Consider the following 18,963-nt stretch of genomic DNA (forward strand, 5'->3'; position numbering starts at 1 on the left):
GTGAGGAGCCGCGATGACCGCCCGGACGACACTACACCTCGATGAGGCCTTGCTGCCCGGCGGTTTCGCAAAGGCTGTGACGCTGGAGGTCGATTCGGGGACTATCGTATCCGTCACGGTCGGCGAGGCTGCTCCGGCTTCCGCACTTCACCTGTCCGGCTTGACGCTGCCGGGTATGCCGAACCTCCACAGCCACGCCTTCCAGCGCGGCATGGCGGGCCTGTCCGAGCGGCGCGGCGAAAGCGACGATTCCTTCTGGACCTGGCGCGAGGTGATGTACCGTTTCCTCTACAGGCTGGATCCCGACGACGTCCAGGCCATCGCCGCACAGGCCTTCGTCGAGATGCTGGAGGGCGGCTTCACCGCGCTCGCCGAGTTCCACTATCTCCATCACGACACGGCCGGCCGCCCCTATGCCGACATCGCTGCGATGGCGGCCGCGATTGCCGCTGCGGCGGCGGAGACCGGGCTCGGGCTGACGCTGTTGCCGGTGCTTTATCGTTACGGCAATTTCGGCGAGGCGCCCCCGGTCCACGGCCAGCGCCGCTTCGTCAACGACCGCGAGAGCTATCAGCGTCTGCTCGAAGCGAGCGCAATTGCGCTCCGTGACCTGCCGGATGCCAAGCTCGGCGTCGCCCCGCATTCCCTGCGGGCCGTCGCGCTCGATGATCTGGCCTGGGTCTCGGCGCTGCGGCCGGATGCGCCGGTCCATATCCATGTCGCCGAGCAGATGCGCGAGGTCGAGGACAGCCTGACGATCACCGGGCGCCGGCCGATCGAATTGCTGATGGAGCATGCCGAACTCGCAGAGCGCTGGTGCCTGATCCACGCTACGCATCTGACCGCTGCCGAGCGCGATGGCATCGCGCGCAGCGGCGCTGTCGCGGGGCTTTGCCCGATCACGGAATCGAGCCTCGGCGACGGCATCTTCGATGGCGTGCGCTATCGCGAGGCCGGCGGACGCTTCGGTATCGGCAGCGATTCCAACATCCAGATCGATGCTGGCGCCGAATTGCGCCAGCTCGAATACTCGCAACGCCTGCGCGACCGGGGCCGTGCCCTGATGGCCGACCGTGGGGCATCGACCGGAACGGCGCTCTGGCAGACCGCCTGTGCCGGCGGTGCGCAGGCCTGCGGCCGCGCGATCGGGCAGATCGCGCCGGGCTGTCGGGCCGATCTCGTCACGCTGGATGCGGAGCATCCGGTGCTGCTCGGCAAATCTGGCGAGATCGCTCTCGACAGCGCGATTTTCGCGACCAACGCAATGCCGCTGCACGCGGTCTTCGTCGGTGGTCGGCGCCTTGTCGCGGATGGGCGGCATCAGGCCCGCGAGCAGGTCAGGACGCGTTTCGCCAGGACGATGCGGAAACTGCTCGGCTGATGGCGGCGGCGATGACCATGTCAGAAACCAGGCTGGATGCGGTGAGGCTCGATGGCGCGGGTCCGCTTTACGACCAGATCCGCCGCGCCATCCGCGACCTTATCCTCGGCGGTGCCTGGACGCCCGGAACCGCGGTCCCGCCCGAGCACGCGCTGATGGAGCAGCTCGGCGCCTCCCGCATGACGGTGCACCGCGCCTTGGTCCAGCTTGCCCGCGAGGGTCTGATCACCCGCCGCCGCCGCTCCGGCACCATCGTCGCGAGCCCGCCGGCAAGCCACGCCATGCTCGACATTCTCTCGATCCCCGACGAGGTCAGGCGGCTGGGGCAGGCTTACGCCTTTGATGTTCTATCGCGACGTGACGGGCGTCCGACCGCGGAGGTCGCATTGAGGTTTGGACTGAAGCGAAGCGACAACATCGTCCACCTCGGCGCCCTGCACAGGAGCGGCGGTTGCCCGCACGTCCTGGAGGAGCGGGTGATCCACCTCGCGACCGTGCCGGCGGCAGCGCAGGAACGCTTCGCGGCGACGCCGCCGGGCGACTGGCTGCTGCAGAACAGCCTCTGGTCGCAGGCCGAGCATGCCATCAGCGCGGTCGCGGCCGATAGCGCGGAGGCACAGCTGCTTGCGATCGCGCCCGGCGAGCCCTGCCTGCTGGTCGAGCGCCGGACCTGGAACCAGGACGCCCCCGTCACGGCGGTGCGTCTGCTCTATCCCGGCACGCGCCACCGCTTCGTCGGCCGCTTCGGGCCATACGGCCAAGTTTGAGACAAGAAAAAGCCCGCCTCCCTTGCGGGAGACGGGCCCGATGTTCGTCGATCGGGTCGATCAGCAGGCGTAGCGGATCCGTCGGCCATACGCATCGCGATCATAGCACACCTGATCGGGCGTCGTGGCATTGCCGATGATGGCGCCGCCTGCGCCACCGATGGCCGCACCGGCAAGGGCGCCGCCTGCGCGCCCCGTGGCAAGGCCGCCGACGACGGCGCCGGCGCCCGCGCCGACGAGCGCTCCTGTCCCGGTATTCTGCTCGCGCTGGGTGCAGGCGCCGAGGGACGCGGCGAGGGCGGCGAGAATGAGGATCTTCTTCATGGTGTTCTCCTTGGAGCCGGGTGAGCGGTCGTGAACCTGTGCTCAGAACCGGCCGGCACGCAGAAGGTTCCGCTGCTGCATCTGAAGGCCAGCTGAATGCCGGCTACCACCATGCCCGATGCGCGAATTCCGCCGTCGACAGATGCTCGATTTCGATGGCATCGCGGCGGAACTTTAGCGGGGGATGCTACGTTCTTCCCCCGATGATGCGGTGGACCAGACCGCAGCCCGTTCGGAGGAACTCACATGACCGCACAAACGATGGCTATGTCATCCAATCCGCTGATCGCCGGAGCCCGTGTCGCCGGCACCGATGTCTATAACGCGGCGGGCGATCATCTCGGAGAGATCTACGACGTCATGCTCGACAAGCAGTCCGGCAAAGTCGCCTACGCCATCATGTCGTTTGGCGGCTTTTTGGGACTTGGCGAGAAGTATCATCCCATCCCGTGGAGCGTGCTCGACTACGACACGGATCGCGGCGGGTATATCGTTCCCCTGACCAAGGAGAAGCTCGAGGCCGCCCCGATGTATGACAGCGAGGGCGAGCCCGACTGGGACGACAAGGCTTATGGCAAGCGTGTCCATGACTACTATGGAACGATGCCCTACTGGATGATGTAGGGCTGCCCGAACGCAGGTCGCGGCGGTTGCTATCCCCCCAGCCGAACCGTCGTGGCGGCGGGATGCGGGCCGAAAGGCCCGCATCTTCTTTTTGTGCGGAACCTAAGGCCGGGGATGCGCGTCAAGTCATCCAGACCGGCTTTTACAGCCTGACCCGATCACACCCGCAAACCGCATCGTGAACGGCCGACCCGGATACTGCCGGTCATCGGCCCAGGCGATGCCAGGGACACCGGAGGAATGCCATGCAGATTCGCTACGGCTATCGCATCGAACTCGTCTGCCAGCAGGAACTCCCGCTGATCACCCTGCTCGACGTTCATCCGTCGCGCCGTCACGACCTGACGCAGCCCGACGACATGGTCGCCACGTCGCTGTTCGATCCCTCGGTGCAGGTGCCTGTGACGCAGTACCTCGACCAGTTCGGCAACATCTGCCGCAGGCTGATCGCGCCCGTCGGCGGAGTCAGTCTGCAAGCGGAAGGAATCATCTACGATTCCGGCGAGCATGATCCGGTGCACCCACACGCTGGGGAGGTTCCGCCTTCGCGCCTGCCGGAAGAGGCGCTCGTCTATCTGTTGGGAAGCCGCTACTGCGAGACCGACAAACTCTCCGCCCGGGCCTGGAACCTCTTCGGGCATATCGAGCCGGGCTGGCAGCGCATTCAGGCGGTGGTGGATTTCGTCCACAACCACCTCACCTTCGGTTACAATTTCGCCCGCAGCACCCGCACCGCCGCCGAGGCGTTCGAAGAGCGCGTCGGCGTCTGCCGTGACTTCGCCCATCTCGCCGTCGCGCTTTGCCGGTGCATGAACATCCCGGCGCGCTACTGCAACGGCTATCTCGGGGATATCGGCGTGCCAAAGGATCCGGCGCCGATGGATTTCAACGCCTGGTTCGAGGTCTTCCTCGGCGGTCGCTGGTACACTTTCGATGCAAGGCATAACGAGCCCCGCATCGGCCGCGTCGTGATCGCCAGGGGACGGGATGCCACCGATGTCGCCATGCTGAACTCCTTCGGCCCGCATGGACTGCAGCGCTTCGAGGTCATCACCGAAGAGGTCGAGGAGACCGCTCCCGATCTCGCCATGGCGACGGCCGGTCGTGCCCAGCACGAGCAGTCGATGGCCCGAGGCCTCTAGACGCGGGGTGGGTTTCGGGCTTCAACCATGGCTCCGCTGAAAGTCATGTCGCCTCCACTCATGCGTTACACCGTCATCGTCAACGCCCGCGCCGGCACTGTCCTCGAGGCGGGCGCGGAAGCGTTCGAAGCGCGCATCGCGGCGGCTTTCGAGGCTCATGGCTGCGCGGCGGCGGTCAGGCTCGTGCATCCCCGAGAGATCGACGACGCGCTCGCACTGGCGATCGAGGATGCCGACGCGATCCCGGTGATCGCCGGTGGTGACGGGACGATCAACGGCGTTCTGCCCATCCTGATGAGCGCCGACCGGTCGGTCGGCATCTTGCCGCTCGGCACCGTCAACGTGCTCGGCCGCGATCTTGGCCTGCATGGAACGCTCGAATTCCAGATCGAGGCGCTGTGCCAGGGCGAGCCGGTGACGATGGATATCGGGCGCGTCAACGACCGCTTGTTTCATTCGATTTCTGGCTTGGGCTTCTTCAGCCTGATGGCGCGCGAGCGCGAACAGGCTCGCCGGCGCTTTCCGTTCAGCCGCGCGGTGGCCTTCGTCTTCGCCGCGACGCGTTCGATCCTCTTCACCCGCGCGATAACCGTCGATATCCGTATCGGAGACGAGCAGCGCGTCGTCGAGGCGGACGCCGTGCTGGTCACGATCAACAGCTTCGACGGTCCCGAATGGCGCCGCTCCCGGCTCGATGGCGGCGTCTTCGAAGTCCACATCTTGAATGCCGGTGGGCTCTATTCGCGATGCAAGGCGGCGCTTTCGGTCGTCTCGGGCAAATGGAAGGAATCGACCAATCTCGAATCCTTCACCGGCGAGGAGATCACCTTGACGCGCCGCGACAAGCGCCGTGGCCATGTTACGTTCGACGGCGAGGTCGAGCGCAAGGCCGGAACGCTGGCCTACCGTCTGCTGCCGAAAGCGATCCGTGTTATCGCGGCGCGTCCACAGGCGATCTGACCGAGCGATTTGACACGCGCCGCGCCGGCCTTATCTCCAGCGCAGCCGAATCCGCCGGAACCACGATGTCGTCGCTGAAACCACGCATACTCATTCCGCTCGCCGCCGGCCTCGCCTTCGTCGGACTAGCCCTGTTCATCGCGTCCGGGCGCAGCTTTGCCTTCGATACGAGCCTCGTGCTCCTGCTGCGCGTGACCGGAGACCCCTCGACGCCGCTCGGCCCACCCTGGTTGCGTGAGGCCATGCGCGACGTCACCGCACTTGGCAGCTTCGTCGGTCTCGGCATGATGACGATCGCAGCAAGCCTCACCTTGTGGCTGTGCCGCTTCCACCATCTCGCGATCGGGCTGGCGGTCAGTGTCCTCGCTGCGACCGCCGTCAGCACGGGACTGAAGATCCTGGTCGGTCGTCAGCGGCCCGATATCGTCGAGCATACGGCGCTGACCTTCACCGCAAGCTTTCCCAGCGGTCACGCTTTTTTGTCGGCCGTGACGCTGCTCAGCATCGCGGGCTTCATCGGACTCGCCTCGCAGCGCAAGGACATAACCCGGCTCTGCATGATCCTGGCCTGGACGATGATCGTCCTGATCGGCGTGAGCCGCATCTATCTCGGCGTGCACTGGCCCACCGACGTCATCGCGGGCTGGTGCCTTGGCATCGCCTGGTCCAGCGTCGCCATCGCCTGGCTCGGCCGGAAGATGGCGGCAGCCGAGCCGCCGAACGCAGGCATCGCCGTAAGCGGCTGACGCGCCGCTCCGCCTCAGCGCATGTCGATCGTGGCGTTGACGCCGAGATCGGCGGGTCTGCCGAGAATGCGTGCGGTCGCGAGCTTGAAGGCGATCACCACGCTGCTCGACGGGCCGTCCCAGATCTCGGCCGAAACCGGAGTCAGCGCCAGCAGCGCCGCATCGGGGTCGCCGGGTCCGCCTGGAAACCAGGCGCTGGCCATCGGCGTCCAGATCCGGTTCAGCAACTCGCGGTCGTCGAGTTCGGCCGGCTCGCATGCGATCGCTGCGTAGAAGTTGCGATCCTCCTGGCTGATCGCGATCGAGATATGGCCCGACCGGACGGCCTCCTCGAGCTTGCCGCCATGGCGATGCGCAACGAACAGAATGCGATGGTTTTCGCGGTCGACATGGCCCGACATCGGGCGGGTGCTGATCTCGCCGGCGACGAAGGCGGAGACCATGCACACCGGCTGTGTTTCGAGCGCCGTCCAGATCCGCTGTTGAATGTCGCGATCGTGCATGGGTGTCCTCCTGGCGAAGAAACGATCGTAACGCGACTGGCGGCGAAAGGATAACGCCGTGTCGTATCGTCCCGTTCCCGCTCCTTGCGTAACGGGTGATCAGCGCCGCCGGCCGGCCTTCATCGCGATCCGCCGGTTCGGCATTTTGGCAAATCGAGCGTCGGCCCTGGAACATTCTGCGGTGCGAAGGGTTATGGGCCGGCCGCCGCTATGGGCGGTGCCTAGTCCAAGGACCCATTGATGCTCGCCTCGCGTAACCTGCTGATCGCCCTCGTCGTCGTTCTCGTCGCGGGGCTCGCCGCCACCGGCTATGCGCTCTACCAAGAAAAGAAGCAGCCCGAGGGCGTCGAGATATCGGTCGGGAAGAACGGGCTCTCGATCAAGGAGAAGTGAGCCGACGCGCAGTTCAGCTGTTGGCCAGGATCATGTTGCGAACGATCGGGTAGATCTGGCCGTCCCATTTCCGACCCGAGAACACCCCATAATGGCCGACACCGGCCTGCATGTGGTGGCGCTTGCGGAACGGCTTCAGCCCACTGCACAGGTCATGCGCCGCGGAGGTCTGGCCGAGCGCGCAGATGTCGTCGCGCTCGCCCTCGACCGTCAGCAGCGCGGTCTTCCTGATCGCCCCGCAATCGACCTTTTCGCCGCGGTAGGTCAGCGTCCCGGCCGCAAGCCGGGCCTCCTGGAAGATCCACTGCACGGTTTCGAGATAGAACTCGGCCGGCAGGTCCAGCACCGCGAAATACTCGTCGTAGAATTTCTTGATCGTTTCGGCCTGTTCGGTCTCGCCGGTGGCGAGATGGGTGAACATGTCGATATGGGCATTGACGTGCCGCTGCATGTTCATCGCCAGGAAGGCGCCGAGCTGGATGAAGCCCGGATAGACCTTGCGTCCGCCGCCGGGATAGCGCGACGGCACCGTATGGATCAGGTTCTTGCGGAACCACGCGATCGGCTTGTCGCTGGCGAGCTTGTTGACCGCCGTTGGATTGATCCGCGTGTCCACCGGCCCGGCCATCAGGGTCATGCTGCGCGGCTGGAACGCACTGTTGGCCTGCGCCATCACGGCAGCGGCGGTAAGAACCTGCACGCAGGGCTGGCACACCGCCACGACATGCGTGTCGGGGCCGAGCTTTTCGATGAAGGCGATCAGCGTATCGACATAGTCGTCATAGCCGAACGGGCCGGCCTCGAGGCTGACGTCGCGGGCATTGTGCCAGTCGGTGATGTAGACGTCGTGGTCGCGCAGCAGGGTCGCGACCGTGTTGCGCAGCAGCGTCGCGAAATGGCCCGACATCGGCGCGACGACGAGCACCTTTGCTTGCGGTGCCTCGCTGTCCTTTCGGAATCGCAGCAGGCTGCCGAAAGGCAGCGCGAGCGTGACCTCTTCGGTGACGGCGGCATCGCGGTTGCCATCCCTGACGCTGTCGATCGCATAGGGCGGCCGCTCATGCGTCAGGCCGGCCCGCGCCACCATCTCATAGGCGGCGGAAGCGGCCCGGATATCGACCGGCTGCCCCATGATCGCCTTGGCGCCCAGCGCCGTCAGCGCGGCCTGGGCCATCATGCGGGCAGGGTTCATCAGGTCGGACTGGGCCTGGTAGGCAGCGTAGAGCATCGGCGTACGACCTCGAGACGACAAAACGCGGCGGCCGATGGACGATGTCCGCCGGTGCCTGCAGCCGCAGGCTCATGTTGCACTGCAAAAGCTCCTTTCCGCAAGATTGTTCTAATCTTGGCTCGCGGATGGAATGCCTCTTGCTACCCGCAACGCTCCCGCCGAGGATATCCGCCATGAGCGCCGCGACACTGACCATCAGTAGCAAGAACTATTCCTCCTGGTCGCTGCGCGGCTGGCTGCTTTGCGCACTGGCGGGTCTCGACGTAGAGGAGCGCATGCTCTCGGTCGACGATCCGTCGGCGCGCGCCGAACTGCTTTTGCTGTCGCCGTCCTTCCTCGTGCCCTGCCTCACCCATGACGGCGTCAAGGTCTGGGATACGCTGGCGATCGCCGCCTATCTCGACGAGATCAGGCCCGATGCCGGCCTGCTGCCCAAGGACGTTAAGGCGCGCGCCCATTGCCGTGCCGTCTCGGGCGAGATGCATTCGGGCTTTGCCAATCTGCGCTCCGCCCTGCCGATGAACCTCAAGGCGCATTATCCCGGCTTCAAGGTCTGGGCCGGCGCACAGGCCGATATCGACCACGTCACCGAAATCTGGCGCGATTGTATCGAGACCTATGGCGGCCCCTATCTGTTCGGCAAGGTCACGATGGCCGATGCGATGTATGCGCCCGTCTGCCTGCGCTTCCTGACCTACGACATCGCGCTCGACCCCGTGAGCAAGGCCTATTGCCGGACCATCGCGAAATGGCCGCTCTTGCAGAGCTGGGTCGAGGCGGCGAAGTCCGAGCCTGAGGAGCTCGAGGAACTCGACGCAGAGTTCTGAACTCTCCCATCATGCACGTTGGGACTTGTACGATCCCGTTGCGGCATTGGTCTTTCGCCACCAAAGACGCTACACCCCCACGAACTCAAGGATGTCGTGGGAGTAAGCCAATGACCGAGATTTTCAAGAACCTGATCGCCGGCGAATGGGCCAGTGCCGGGAATGCCTCCCGTAACATCAACCCGTCCAATACGGGCGATGTCGTCGGCGAATACGCGCAAGGCTCGGTCGCCGATCTCGACAACGCGGTTGCCGCCGCCAAGGCCGTCTTCCCGGCCTGGAGCCGCAGCACGCCGCAGGAGCGCTACGAGATCCTGAAGAAGGCCTCCGACGAGATTCTCGCCCGCAAGGAAGAGCTGGGTCGGCTCTTGTCGCGCGAGGAGGGCAAGACCCTTGCCGAGGGCATCGGCGAAGCCGGCCGCGCCGGCCAGGTTTTCGCCTTCTTCGCCGGCGAGTGCCTGCGTCTGGGGGGCGAGATGGTTCCCTCCGTGCGCCCCGGCGTCGGCGTCGAGATCACGCGCGAGCCGGTCGGCATCGTCGGCATGATCACCCCATGGAACTTCCCAATCGCGATTCCCGCATGGAAGATCGCGCCCGCGCTGGCTTACGGCAACTGCGTCGTCATCAAGCCGGCCGACCTCGTGCCGGGTTCGGCCTGGGCGCTGGTCGATATCATCCAGCGCGCCGGCCTGCCCAAGGGCGTGCTCAACCTCGTCATGGGGCGCGGTTCGGTCGTCGGCCAGGCGCTGCTTCAGCACAAGGACGTCCACGCGATCTCCTTCACCGGCTCGGTCGCGACCGGCCGCAAGGTCGCCGAGGCCTGCATCGCCTCCTCGCCGATGAAGAAGGTCCAGCTCGAAATGGGCGGCAAGAACCCGCTTGTCGTGCTCGACGACGCCGATTTGAAGATCGCCGTCGAGGCCGCGGTACAGGGCGCCTATTTCTCGACCGGACAGCGCTGCACTGCCTCCTCGCGCCTGATCGTCCAGGCCGGCATCCACGACCGCTTCGTCGAGGCCTGCATCGAGCGGCTGAAGGGCCTCGTCATCGACGATGCCTTGAAGGCGGGCACCCATATCGGCCCGGTCGTCGACCAGAGCCAGCTCGACCAGGATCTGAAATACATCCAGATCGCCCGCGACGAGGGCGGCAAGCTCGCATGGGGCGGCGAATTGCTCAATCGCGAGACGCCCGGCTTCTATCTCCAGCCGGCGCTCTTTACCGAGACCACCAACGCCATGCGCATCTCGCGCGAGGAGGTCTTCGGCCCGGTCGCCAACGTCATCCGCGTCAAGGATTACGAAGAGGCGCTCAGCCTCGCCAACGACACCGAGTTCGGTCTCTCCTCGGGCATCTGCACCACGTCGCTGAAGCACGCGACGCATTTCAAGCGTAATGCCGAGGCCGGCATGGTGATGGTCAACCTCGCCACGGCGGGCGTCGACTACCACGTCCCCTTCGGCGGCCGGAAAGGCTCGAGCTACGGCCCGCGCGAGCAAGGCGCCTACGCCAAGGAGATGTATACGACGGTGAAGACGGCCTACACGCTGTCTTGAACCGGGGCGTATATCGCCGTTCGAAAGGGGGGCCGTGCCGCAAGGCGCGGCCCTTTTGCATCAGAAGCCTTCGAGCACGATCTTGCCCTTGGCGCGGTTGCTCTCGATCAGCGCGTGCGCGCGCTTAAGATTGGCGGCGTTGATCGATCCGAAGGTCTCGGCCAGCGTGGTTTGGATTTCGCCGGCATCGACCAGTCGAGAGACTTCGTTCAGCAGATCGCCCTGCGCCTGCATGTCCGCCGTCTGGTGCATGGAACGGGCGAACATCATCTCCCAGTGTAGCGACACCGCCTTGCCTTTCAGGGGCATCACATCGAGCACGCCAGGGTCATCGATGACGCCGATGCGCCCCTGCGGTGCGACCAACTTCACCACCTCCGGCAGATGCTGGCTCGTATGCGTCGTCAGGAAGACCAGCCCGGGCGCGCCTAGACCCAGCGCGGAGACCCCCTCCGACAGCGCCTTACTGTGATCGACGACATGATGCGCGCCGAGTTCTTTCACCCAGGCTCGTGTCTCCGGCCGCGAAGCGGTCGCGATGACCGCTAGGTCGGTAAGCCGCCGCGCGAGCTGGATCGCGATCGAGCCCACGCCGCCGGCGCCGCCGACGATCAGCACGGCCTTCGCCGAACCGGGCACTGCGTCGCGGATCTTGAGCCGGTCGAACAGCATCTCCCATGCGGTGATCGTCGTCAGCGGCAGGGCTGCGGCCTCGGCGAAGGATAAACTTAAAGGCTTCTTCCCGACGATCCGCTCGTCGACGAGATGAAATTCGGCATTGGCGCCGGGCCGGTTGATGGCGCCGGCATAGAACACCGCGTCGCCGGGTTTAAACGCCGTGACGGCGGGACCGACCGCCTTGACCACGCCGCTCGCGTCCCAACCCAAGATGCGCGCCTCGCCTGCCGGCGGCTGCGCACTGCGGCGCACTTTGGTATCGACGGGGTTGACGGAGATCGCCTTCACTTCGACCAGAAGGTCGCGTCCTAAGGCGACCGGCTCGGGCAGATCAAGGTCGATCAGACTGGTTTCAGCGGTGATGGATTGCGGCTCGCGATATCCGACGGCGTGCATGATGGAAGTCCTCTGCATTGCGATGCAGGCCAGATGCGCCTTATATACGCCCCTCGCAAGAACGCACAATTTCAGCACATAGTGCCGAAAAGGATACTGTCATGCCGCCTCGCTTTCAGGAGCCATTCTCTTCGCCGGCCTGTCCGGTCGAGGCCGCGCTCGGCTTTATCGGAGGCAAATGGAAGGGGATCGTGCTCTATCATCTGCTGGGCGGCACCATGCGGTTCAATGCCATCCGGCGTCGCGTGCCGGGCGTGACCCAGCGGATGCTGACCACGCAACTGCGCGAACTCGAGGCCGACAGCCTGATCGTTCGCGTTGTCTTTCCCGAGGTGCCGCCGCGCGTCGAATACAGCCTGTCCGGCAAGGGACGCACGCTCGAGCCGGTGATCATGGCACTCAAGGTGTGGGGCGAGAATCACGCGGGGCCGGCGCCGGTCGTGGAGACAGAGGCGGCCTGAGATCCGAAAGGTCGCGTGCGATCCTCTCCAAGCAAGCCTCGGTCTCTGTATCCGTGCAGCCGACGATGCGGCCTCGGCTATCCGACCGGGATCACATCGACCGCGATGCCGATCTTCTGCGAACCGGGGCCGACCAGCACGCCATCCAGCGGCGAGACGTCGGCATAGTCGCGCCCGAAGGCCGTGACGATATGGTCGTCGGCGACGATCAGGTCGTTGGTCGGGTCGAGGCCGATCCAGCCGGTCTCCGGACCGCACCACAGCATCACCCAGGCATGGCTGGCATCGGCACCGGCCAGCCGCTTCTGCCCCGGCGGCGGGATCGTGCGGATATAGCCGCTGACATAGGCCGCCGGCAGGCCCAGTCCCCGCAAGCCCGCGATCATGATATGCGCGAAATCCTGGCAGACGCCGTGGCGCTCGCGGAAGGCCTCCGCCAGCGGCGTCGAGACCTCCGTCGCATCGGGGTCGTACTCGAAATCATGCCGGATACGCGCCATCAGCTCGCTTGCCGCCTCCAGCACCGGACGCAATGGCGAAAAGCTCTTGCGGGCGTAATCGACGACCTCGGCGACGAATGGCACCAGCCGGCTCGGATACAGATGATGCGTCGGCGAATCCGGCGCGAGGCTGGTCAAGGCCAGTGCAAGTTCACCGACCTCTTCCCAATGGCGCGTCAGGCCGGGGTGGGGCGGGGCAGGGCGGTCGACCTCGATGCGCGCCCGCATTTCCACCTTGAGCTCGCGATGCGGCTTAGAGATGGTCATCGTCGTCATGCGGTTGCCGAAGAAGCACAAGCCGTCGATCCGCTCCGCAGGGCGCGGCGTGATGATGAGTTCGCTCTTGCGCACCCGCTGGCCGCCATCGTCGCGCGGTAGCAGCCGCAGGATGCAGCGCGCGAAGGGCACCGGGCGGCTGTAGCCGTAGGTCGTGAGATGACGGACGTCGTAGATCACGCGATGCCTGTTAGCCTCGAGCCTTCGGGCCCGCTGTTTTGCAGGAAATAGCGTTCCGCGATCGCGCTCGACAGTTCCATGAGTAATTGTTCGAGTAGCAGGATGCTAGCGCGGTCAAGCCGCGACGCTTCGGCCGTCTTGCATTCCGTCGCGAGCTTCAACGCGAAGCGGCGCGGCGCCTCCAGCATTCCATCTTCGTTCAGCGCCGGCAGGTCGGCGATCTCGGTGTTGAGCCGGTCGATCTGGAACGCGACGGAGCGCGGATTGTAGGGGTCGAGCATGACGAGGTCGAGCACCGGCTGCAGGCTCGGCCCCAGCAGATAGCGCGAGCGATAGGTGATCTGCGAATCCGTCAGATCGAGCAGCGCGTCGAGCCCGTCGGTGGGTGCCGTCGTCTCGGCGAAATGGCGGGCGAAGCGGCAGGTCGCGACGCCGCGCTCGATGCGCCGGCCGATATCGAGGAAGCGCCAGCCCGGCCCGCGAACCATGTTCTCCTGGCTGAGCCCGGAGAAGGCGGCGAGCGTCTTCAGCGCGCGGTCGGCGACCTCGTAGACCTCGCCCTCGCTCGGCTGGCGGCCGGGCTCCAGCGTCAATTGCCGTTGCAGGTCGCCGAACAGCCGCCATGCATCGATCGAGAGCCGTTCGCGGATGACCGAGGCCGTGCGCCGCGCCTCGCCGACATTGGCCCGCGCCGAGCCGTATTCGGCCGCGTCGTAGAGCGCCGAAGTCGCCTGCGCCAGCACGGGCGAGCCCTTCGTACCGGCAAGACCACGCGCTGCCGCGGCCTTCGCCGCTGCGCCCTTGGGCGAGGGGGCCGCGCCCCATGCCACCAGGAGACTGGCCAGACGGCGCACCGTGTCGGGCCGTGACGGGTTGGTCGTGTCGGCATCGATCAGTCGGCCGAGCAGCGCGCGCACCAGCCGCAGCATCGCCTCAGTCCGTTCGAGGTAGCGCCCAAGCCAGAACAGGTTGTCGGCGGCTCGGCTCGGCAGGGTCCCGACGAGGCGGCGGATCGCGATCCGGTCGCTCGCCGGCAGCAGCGTTACCTGTTCCACCGGCGCGTCCGACGTCACCCAGACATCGCTCGAGCGGACGCCGCTTCTCATGCTGACGGCGCGGGCATCGGGTTCGTCCGAAATCCGGCAGAAGCCGCCGGGCATCACCTTCCAGCCATCTGGCGTAGCGGCCGCGAAGACGCGCAGCGTCACCGGCCTGGGCTGCAGCCGGCCGTTCTGGAAGACCGGCATGGTCGATAGCCGCACGATCTCCTGCCCGACATAGTCCATCCCGCGCGCTTCGATCCGGGCGCGAAGCTCCGCGCGGTCGGCCGCCGGCAACTCGCCTGCCAGGACGGGATTCATGTCGAGGCCGCCGCCGGCCGCACGGAAGGCGGGCGCAATGCTCATCTGGTCGAGCCGATCGAGCACGGCGGCGCGCTCGCGCGGCTGGCCGCACCACCAGGTTGCGACGTTGGGCAGGATCATTTCCTCGCCGAGCAGGCTTTTGCCCAGCGCTGGCAGGAAGCCCATCAAGGCTCGTGCCTCGACCACGCCGGAGCCGAGACCATTGGCGACATGGACACTTCCCTGCCGCACCGCCTGGACCAGCCCGGCGACGCCCAGAGCGGAGCGGGCGTTGAGTTCGAGCGGGTCGGAGAAATCGCCGTCGATGCGCCGCCAGATCACGTCGGCGCGCTTGGGGCCGGCGATTGTGCGGACATGGATGCGTCCGCCGCGCATCATCAGATCGCCGCCCTCGACCAGCAGGAAGCCGAGATAGCGCGCCAGATAGGCCTGCTCGAAATAGCTTTCGTTGAGCGGGCCGGGCGTCAGCAGGCAGATGCGCGGCTCCACGCGTTTGGACCCTGCGACGAGGCCGGCGCGAAAACCCTGGAAGAAGGCCGCCAGCCGCTCGACATTCATCGTCCGGAACAGGTCGGGGAAGGCGCGTGCCAGCGCCAGCCGGTTCTCCAGCGCGTAGCCCGCGCCCGAGGGCGCCTGCGTCCGGTCGCCGAGCACCCACCAACGCCCGTCCGGTCCGCGTCCGAGATCGGCCGCGTAGAGTTGCAGGCTGCCGCCGCCCGGCGCGCCCTGCAGCGGCCGCAGGTAATCGGGGCTGCCCGTCACGACGGAGGCCGGCAGCAGACCGCTCGCGATCGTCTTGGCCGGGCCGTAGATGTCGTCGAGCAGGGTCGAGAGCAGTTGCGCGCGCTGCGCGACGCCGGCAGCGATCACGCTCCATTCCGCGCCGGTCAGCACCAGCGGCACATGGCTCAGCGGCCAGGCGCGCTCGCCGGCCTGCGGGTCGTTGTCGTCGAGATCGCCATGGACGCGGTAGGAGACGCCGGTATCGTGGACATGGCGGTCGGCCAGGCCGAAACGCTGATTCAACTCGTCCGGGGACAGCGAGCTCCATTCCATCAGGAACGGGTCCCAATGCGGGCGGATCGCGCCGTCCTGGTCCATGAACTCGTCATAAGCGCCCGGCAGCGGCCGATAGCCGGCCAGCAGGGCGTTGCGCCGCTCCGCTTTCCCGCGCATCGACGATGATCGGCCCTGCAACGCCATGTTTTGCGTCTACACTCCTGATGGACGCCGCAAATCCAGTGTGAGCGGGAATTCGGCGCTGCGCTCTTCGGGCGGAATCGCCAGCGCGCCGGGACTATGACCGATCGCTTCGAAACGTGCGAGCCGGCGCGCCTCCGCTTCGTAAGAATTCACGGGAGGAGTTTCGTAGCTGCGACCTCCGGGATGGGCGACATGGTAGACGCAACCGCCGAGCGAGCGCCCGACCCAGGTGTCGACGATGTCGAAGGTCAGCGGCGAATGCACGGGAATCGTCGGGTGCAGGCCCGATGCGGGCTGCCAGGCCTTGAAGCGCACGGCGGCGATGCTCTCGCCCGTCGTCCCCGCCGGCGTCATCGGCAGGCGGCGTCCGTTGCAGGTGATGACGTGCCGGCCGGGAACGATCCCCTTCGCCTTGACCTGGAGGCGTTCGACCGAGGAATCGACATAGCGCACCGTGCCGCCGATCGCGCCTTCCTCGCCCATCACATGCCAGGGCTCCAGCGCCTGCCGGATCTCGATCTCGACGCCGCCATGCTCGACCTTGCCGTAGAACGGGAAGCGGAACTCGGCCTGCGCCTCGAACCAGACCGGATCGAAGGCATAGCCGGCGCGTCCGAGATCGGAGAGCACGTCCTGGAAATCCTGCCAGACCATCTCCGGCAGCATGAAGCGGTCGTGAAGCGTCGTGCCCCAGCGCACCAGACTCCCCGCCTGCGGCTCGCGCCAGAACCATGAGACCAGCGCCCGGATCAGAAGCTGCTGCGCCAGCGACATCCGCGCATCCGGCGGCATTTCGAAGGAGCGGAACTCGATCAGCCCGAGCCGCCCCGTAGGCCCATCGGGCGAATACAGCTTGTCGATGCAGATCTCGGTGCGGTGCGTATTGCCCGAGACATCGACCAGCAGGTTGCGGAACAGCCGGTCGACCAGCCAGAGCGGTATCGAGGGTTGGCCGGGTCCCGGCACTTGTGCCAGCGCGATCTCCAGCTCGTAGAGCTGGTCGAACCGCGCCTCGTCGATGCGCGGCGCCTGGCTCGTCGGGCCGATGAACAGCCCCGAGAACAGGAAGGACAGCGAAGGGTGCCGGTTCCAGTACAGGATGATGCTCTTGAGAAGGTCCGGCCGCCGCAGGAAGGGTGAGTCGGGCGGCGTCACGCCTCCCAGCACGACATGGTTGCCGCCGCCGGTGCCGGTGTGGCGACCATCGACCATGAATTTCTCGGCACAGAGCCGCGACTGCCGCGCTTCCTCATAGACGCCGCGCGTGATCTCGACCGCCTCGCGCCAGTTCTTGGCCGGATGGATATTGACCTCGATCACGCCGGGGTCGGGCGTCACCTTGATCACGTTCAGCCGCGGATCGCTGGGCGGCGAATAGCCCTCGATATGGACGGGCAAACCGAGATCCTGCGCCACGCCTTCGACGCTGCCGATCAGTTCGAGATAATCTTCGAGCTTCTCGACCGGCGGCAGGAAGACGCAAAGAACCTTGTCGCGGACCTCGAGGCTGATCGCGGTGCGCACATGTTCGCCGCCGATCTCCTGCTCGGTACGGTCCTGAATGTGACCTTCACCGGCGACATCGACCGAACGCGACATCTGCCGGGAGGCCGGGGCGTGCTCGGGCGGAAACGCATGGACCGGCGGTGCCGCCTGAGAGCCGCTCACGGCGACAGGTGCCGGGGCACCGGCCGGAGCACCCGCTCGCGGCAGCGGCCCGCGCGGCTCCATCGGATCCTGCGGATGGATATGTGGGAACTCGTCCTTCGGCACCACCGGCAGCGAGCCGAGCGGCAGCCTGTAGCCGACGGGCGAATCGCCGGGCACCAAAAAGAGCTTGCCCCGCCGCAGCGTCCACTTCTCGGAGCGCCAGCGCCGGTCGCCGGCCTGCGACTGCCAGCGCTGAACCGGGATGACATAGCCACGCGGCTTGCCAAGTCCCAGCTGGAACACCTGCGCCATGCGCGCCCGCTCTTCCGGGTCAGCGAGGCGCGGGTCGAGCGGATCGACATTGTCGGGAAGCTGCGCCTCCTTGAGCAGCCAGTGCCCGGTATCTTCGTAGGCCGGCAGGACGTAGTCGGCGCCAAGCCCGAGCTTCTCCGAGAGCCCCGCCGCCAGTGCTTCGGCATCGGCGATGGTCGAGCCGGCTTCGAGCTCACGGTCGCCCCCGGTCGCGGCGCCCGGCTCGCGCGCGATCAGCGCCGCGTCGCGCCAGATCGGCTCGCCATCCTCGCGCCAGTACAACGCGAAGGCCCAGCGCGGCAGGCTTTCGCCTGGATACCATTTGCCTTGTCCGTAATGCAGCATCCCGCCCGGTGCGAAGCGCTCGCGCAGCTTGCGGATCATCACATCGGCGCGCTGGCGCTTGGTGGGGCCGACGGCGGCGATATTCCATTCCTCGCCGGTCTGGTCGTCGATCGAGACGAAGGTCGGCTCGCCGCCCATGGTCAGGCGGACATCCTGTGCCTTCAGATCCGCTTCGACCTGCTCGCCCAGCGCATCGAGCTTCGTCCAGGATTCGTCGGAGAAGGGCAGGGTGATGCGCGGCACCTCGTGCACGCGCTCGACACTCATATGGAAATCGAAGGTCGTCTCGGCGTAGCTCGCAATGCCCGAGACCGGCGCGGCCGAACGGTAATGCGGCGTCGCCGCCAGCGGCAGATGCCCCTCGCCGGTGAGCAGACCCGAGGTCGGGTCGAGCCCGATCCAGCCGGCGCCGGCAATGTAGACCTCGCACCAGGCATGCAGGTCGGTGAAGTCCTTGTCCGTGCCGCGCGGACCCTCCAGCGGGTCGATGTCGGCCTTCATCTGGATCAGGTAGCCCGAGACGAAACGCGCCGCGAAGCCGAGATGGCGCATGATCTGGACCAGCAGCCAACTCGTGTCGCGGCAGGAGCCGGATTTGATCGCCAGCGTATGCTCGGGCTCCTGCACGCCCGGCTCCATGCGGATGCCATAGGCGATGCCGGCCGCCAGGCGTGCGTTGAGATCAACGATGAAGTTGACGGTGTTCGTCGGCTCGCGCGGGATCGTCTTGAGATAGGCCTCGAGCAGCTCTCCCGGCGGCTCGGTGACGAGATAGGGGGCGAGCTCGGCCCGCAATTCCTCGGGATAGGCGAAAGGAAAGATCTCCGCATCGGTCTCGACGAAGAAGTCGAACGGATTGATGATCGACAGCTCGGTGACGAGATCGACCTCGATCCGGAACTCCTTCAACGGCTCCGGAAAGACGAACCGCGCCAGCCAGTTGCCGCTCGGATCCTGCTGCCAGTTCACGAAATGCTCGGCGGGCGTAACCTTCAGCGAATAGCTGTTGATCGCGGCCCGGCAATGCGGCGCGGGCCGCAGGCGGATGATCTGGGGCCCCAGCGTGACGGGACGGTCATAGCTGTAATGGGTGACGTGATTGAGCGCGGCGATGATGGCCAAGGGCGAAGCACCTGCATCTGGT

The 18,963-nt window shown here is 66.3% G+C and carries 17 protein-coding genes; 10 read left to right on the forward strand and 7 right to left on the reverse strand.

The window, feature by feature from the left end:
* Nucleotides 1-13 precede the first annotated feature (13 nt).
* Together AXW83_RS26010 and hutC are read left to right on the forward strand one after the other, a co-directional pair.
* Nucleotides 14-1,381 carry a formimidoylglutamate deiminase gene (locus tag AXW83_RS26010; protein WP_066619354.1) on the forward strand — a complete coding sequence of 456 codons (1,368 nt, stop codon included), beginning with the start codon at nt 14-16 and terminating at the stop codon, nt 1,379-1,381.
* Between the two features lie 11 nt (nt 1,382-1,392).
* Nucleotides 1,393-2,148, forward strand: coding sequence for a histidine utilization repressor (gene hutC / locus AXW83_RS26015; protein WP_168166158.1), 756 nt, complete (start codon nt 1,393-1,395; stop codon nt 2,146-2,148).
* A 60-nt stretch (nt 2,149-2,208) separates the two neighbouring features.
* On the opposite strand, the gene AXW83_RS26020 is transcribed toward hutC, so the two are convergent.
* The gene (locus AXW83_RS26020) at nt 2,209-2,472 is read right to left on the reverse strand and encodes a glycine zipper domain-containing protein (RefSeq protein WP_066619358.1); all 264 of its coding nucleotides are present in this window, start codon (nt 2,470-2,472) and stop codon (nt 2,209-2,211) included.
* Between the two features lie 246 nt (nt 2,473-2,718).
* On the opposite strand from AXW83_RS26020, the gene AXW83_RS26025 reads away from it, so the two are divergent.
* The 4 genes from AXW83_RS26025 to AXW83_RS26040 all read left to right on the forward strand — a co-directional run bounded on the left by AXW83_RS26025 (nt 2,719) and on the right by AXW83_RS26040 (nt 5,944).
* Nucleotides 2,719-3,096, forward strand: coding sequence for a PRC-barrel domain-containing protein (locus AXW83_RS26025; protein ID WP_066619359.1), 378 nt, complete (start codon nt 2,719-2,721; stop codon nt 3,094-3,096).
* A gap of 245 nt (nt 3,097-3,341) precedes the next feature.
* On the forward strand, nt 3,342-4,238 hold the full coding sequence (locus AXW83_RS26030; protein ID WP_066619361.1) for a transglutaminase-like domain-containing protein: 897 nt from the start codon (nt 3,342-3,344) through the stop codon (nt 4,236-4,238).
* Between the two features lie 27 nt (nt 4,239-4,265).
* On the forward strand, nt 4,266-5,198 hold the full coding sequence (locus tag AXW83_RS26035; RefSeq protein WP_082767413.1) for a diacylglycerol/lipid kinase family protein: 933 nt from the start codon (nt 4,266-4,268) through the stop codon (nt 5,196-5,198).
* A 65-nt stretch (nt 5,199-5,263) separates the two neighbouring features.
* The gene (locus AXW83_RS26040) at nt 5,264-5,944 is read left to right on the forward strand and encodes a phosphatase PAP2 family protein (RefSeq protein WP_066619365.1); all 681 of its coding nucleotides are present in this window, start codon (nt 5,264-5,266) and stop codon (nt 5,942-5,944) included.
* Between the two features lie 14 nt (nt 5,945-5,958).
* Here the strand turns inward: AXW83_RS26040 and AXW83_RS26045 are convergent, their stop codons facing one another.
* Nucleotides 5,959-6,447 carry a pyridoxamine 5'-phosphate oxidase family protein gene (locus AXW83_RS26045; protein ID WP_066619368.1) on the reverse strand — a complete coding sequence of 163 codons (489 nt, stop codon included), beginning with the start codon at nt 6,445-6,447 and terminating at the stop codon, nt 5,959-5,961.
* A 240-nt stretch (nt 6,448-6,687) separates the two neighbouring features.
* Here AXW83_RS26045 and AXW83_RS27620 point away from each other — a divergent pair, with 240 nt between their 5' ends.
* Nucleotides 6,688-6,840 (forward strand): hypothetical protein, encoded by a 153-nt coding sequence (locus AXW83_RS27620; RefSeq protein ID WP_168166159.1) that lies wholly within the window; start codon nt 6,688-6,690, stop codon nt 6,838-6,840.
* 13 nt (nt 6,841-6,853) lie between these two features.
* Here the strand turns inward: AXW83_RS27620 and AXW83_RS26050 are convergent, their stop codons facing one another.
* Nucleotides 6,854-8,068, reverse strand: a complete 1,215-nt coding sequence (locus tag AXW83_RS26050; protein ID WP_066619374.1) for a polyhydroxyalkanoate depolymerase — start codon at nt 8,066-8,068, stop codon at nt 6,854-6,856.
* A 176-nt stretch (nt 8,069-8,244) separates the two neighbouring features.
* Here AXW83_RS26050 and AXW83_RS26055 point away from each other — a divergent pair, with 176 nt between their 5' ends.
* Nucleotides 8,245-8,898: a glutathione S-transferase family protein gene (locus AXW83_RS26055; RefSeq protein ID WP_066619377.1), complete on the forward strand. Its 654-nt coding sequence runs from the start codon at nt 8,245-8,247 to the stop codon at nt 8,896-8,898.
* 110 nt (nt 8,899-9,008) lie between these two features.
* Nucleotides 9,009-10,454, forward strand: a complete 1,446-nt coding sequence (locus AXW83_RS26060) for an aldehyde dehydrogenase family protein (RefSeq protein WP_066619380.1) — start codon at nt 9,009-9,011, stop codon at nt 10,452-10,454.
* 60 nt (nt 10,455-10,514) lie between these two features.
* Here AXW83_RS26060 and AXW83_RS26065 read toward each other — a convergent pair whose 3' ends face one another.
* Nucleotides 10,515-11,528 (reverse strand): zinc-binding alcohol dehydrogenase family protein, encoded by a 1,014-nt coding sequence (locus tag AXW83_RS26065; RefSeq protein ID WP_066619383.1) that lies wholly within the window; start codon nt 11,526-11,528, stop codon nt 10,515-10,517.
* Nucleotides 11,529-11,629: 101 nt separating this feature from the next.
* Between AXW83_RS26065 and AXW83_RS26070 the strand changes: the two genes are divergently transcribed.
* Nucleotides 11,630-11,989: a winged helix-turn-helix transcriptional regulator gene (locus AXW83_RS26070; RefSeq protein ID WP_066619386.1), complete on the forward strand. Its 360-nt coding sequence runs from the start codon at nt 11,630-11,632 to the stop codon at nt 11,987-11,989.
* 77 nt (nt 11,990-12,066) lie between these two features.
* Here the strand turns inward: AXW83_RS26070 and AXW83_RS26075 are convergent, their stop codons facing one another.
* Genes AXW83_RS26075 through AXW83_RS26085 form a run of 3 tightly spaced genes read right to left on the reverse strand, consistent with a single transcriptional unit; the run spans nt 12,067 to nt 18,941 of the window.
* On the reverse strand, nt 12,067-12,945 hold the full coding sequence (locus tag AXW83_RS26075; RefSeq protein ID WP_066619389.1) for a transglutaminase family protein: 879 nt from the start codon (nt 12,943-12,945) through the stop codon (nt 12,067-12,069).
* Nucleotides 12,942-15,485, reverse strand: a complete 2,544-nt coding sequence (locus AXW83_RS26080) for a circularly permuted type 2 ATP-grasp protein (protein WP_236841777.1) — start codon at nt 15,483-15,485, stop codon at nt 12,942-12,944. Before AXW83_RS26080 ends, AXW83_RS26075 begins: the two co-directional genes overlap by 4 nt.
* A gap of 36 nt (nt 15,486-15,521) precedes the next feature.
* Complete coding sequence (locus AXW83_RS26085; RefSeq protein ID WP_066619396.1) at nt 15,522-18,941, reverse strand: transglutaminase family protein; 3,420 nt, start codon at nt 18,939-18,941, stop codon at nt 15,522-15,524.
* Between the last annotated feature and the right edge of the window lie 22 nt (nt 18,942-18,963).

The sequence above is a fragment of the Bosea sp. PAMC 26642 genome (genome assembly GCF_001562255.1).
Taxonomy (GTDB): domain Bacteria; phylum Pseudomonadota; class Alphaproteobacteria; order Rhizobiales; family Beijerinckiaceae; genus Allobosea.

Coding starts and splice junctions, on each gene's coding strand:
- AXW83_RS26010 (WP_066619354.1), top strand. CDS start 14: ATGACCGCCCGGACGACACTACACCTCGATGAGGCCTTGCTGCCCGGC.
- hutC (WP_168166158.1), top strand. CDS start 1,393: ATGACCATGTCAGAAACCAGGCTGGATGCGGTGAGGCTCGATGGCGCG.
- AXW83_RS26020 (WP_066619358.1), bottom strand. CDS start 2,472: ATGAAGAAGATCCTCATTCTCGCCGCCCTCGCCGCGTCCCTCGGCGCC.
- AXW83_RS26025 (WP_066619359.1), top strand. CDS start 2,719: ATGACCGCACAAACGATGGCTATGTCATCCAATCCGCTGATCGCCGGA.
- AXW83_RS26030 (WP_066619361.1), top strand. CDS start 3,342: ATGCAGATTCGCTACGGCTATCGCATCGAACTCGTCTGCCAGCAGGAA.
- AXW83_RS26035 (WP_082767413.1), top strand. CDS start 4,266: ATGGCTCCGCTGAAAGTCATGTCGCCTCCACTCATGCGTTACACCGTC.
- AXW83_RS26040 (WP_066619365.1), top strand. CDS start 5,264: ATGTCGTCGCTGAAACCACGCATACTCATTCCGCTCGCCGCCGGCCTC.
- AXW83_RS26045 (WP_066619368.1), bottom strand. CDS start 6,447: ATGCACGATCGCGACATTCAACAGCGGATCTGGACGGCGCTCGAAACA.
- AXW83_RS27620 (WP_168166159.1), top strand. CDS start 6,688: ATGCTCGCCTCGCGTAACCTGCTGATCGCCCTCGTCGTCGTTCTCGTC.
- AXW83_RS26050 (WP_066619374.1), bottom strand. CDS start 8,068: ATGCTCTACGCTGCCTACCAGGCCCAGTCCGACCTGATGAACCCTGCC.
- AXW83_RS26055 (WP_066619377.1), top strand. CDS start 8,245: ATGAGCGCCGCGACACTGACCATCAGTAGCAAGAACTATTCCTCCTGG.
- AXW83_RS26060 (WP_066619380.1), top strand. CDS start 9,009: ATGACCGAGATTTTCAAGAACCTGATCGCCGGCGAATGGGCCAGTGCC.
- AXW83_RS26065 (WP_066619383.1), bottom strand. CDS start 11,528: ATGCACGCCGTCGGATATCGCGAGCCGCAATCCATCACCGCTGAAACC.
- AXW83_RS26070 (WP_066619386.1), top strand. CDS start 11,630: ATGCCGCCTCGCTTTCAGGAGCCATTCTCTTCGCCGGCCTGTCCGGTC.
- AXW83_RS26080 (WP_236841777.1), bottom strand. CDS start 15,485: ATGCGCGGGAAAGCGGAGCGGCGCAACGCCCTGCTGGCCGGCTATCGG.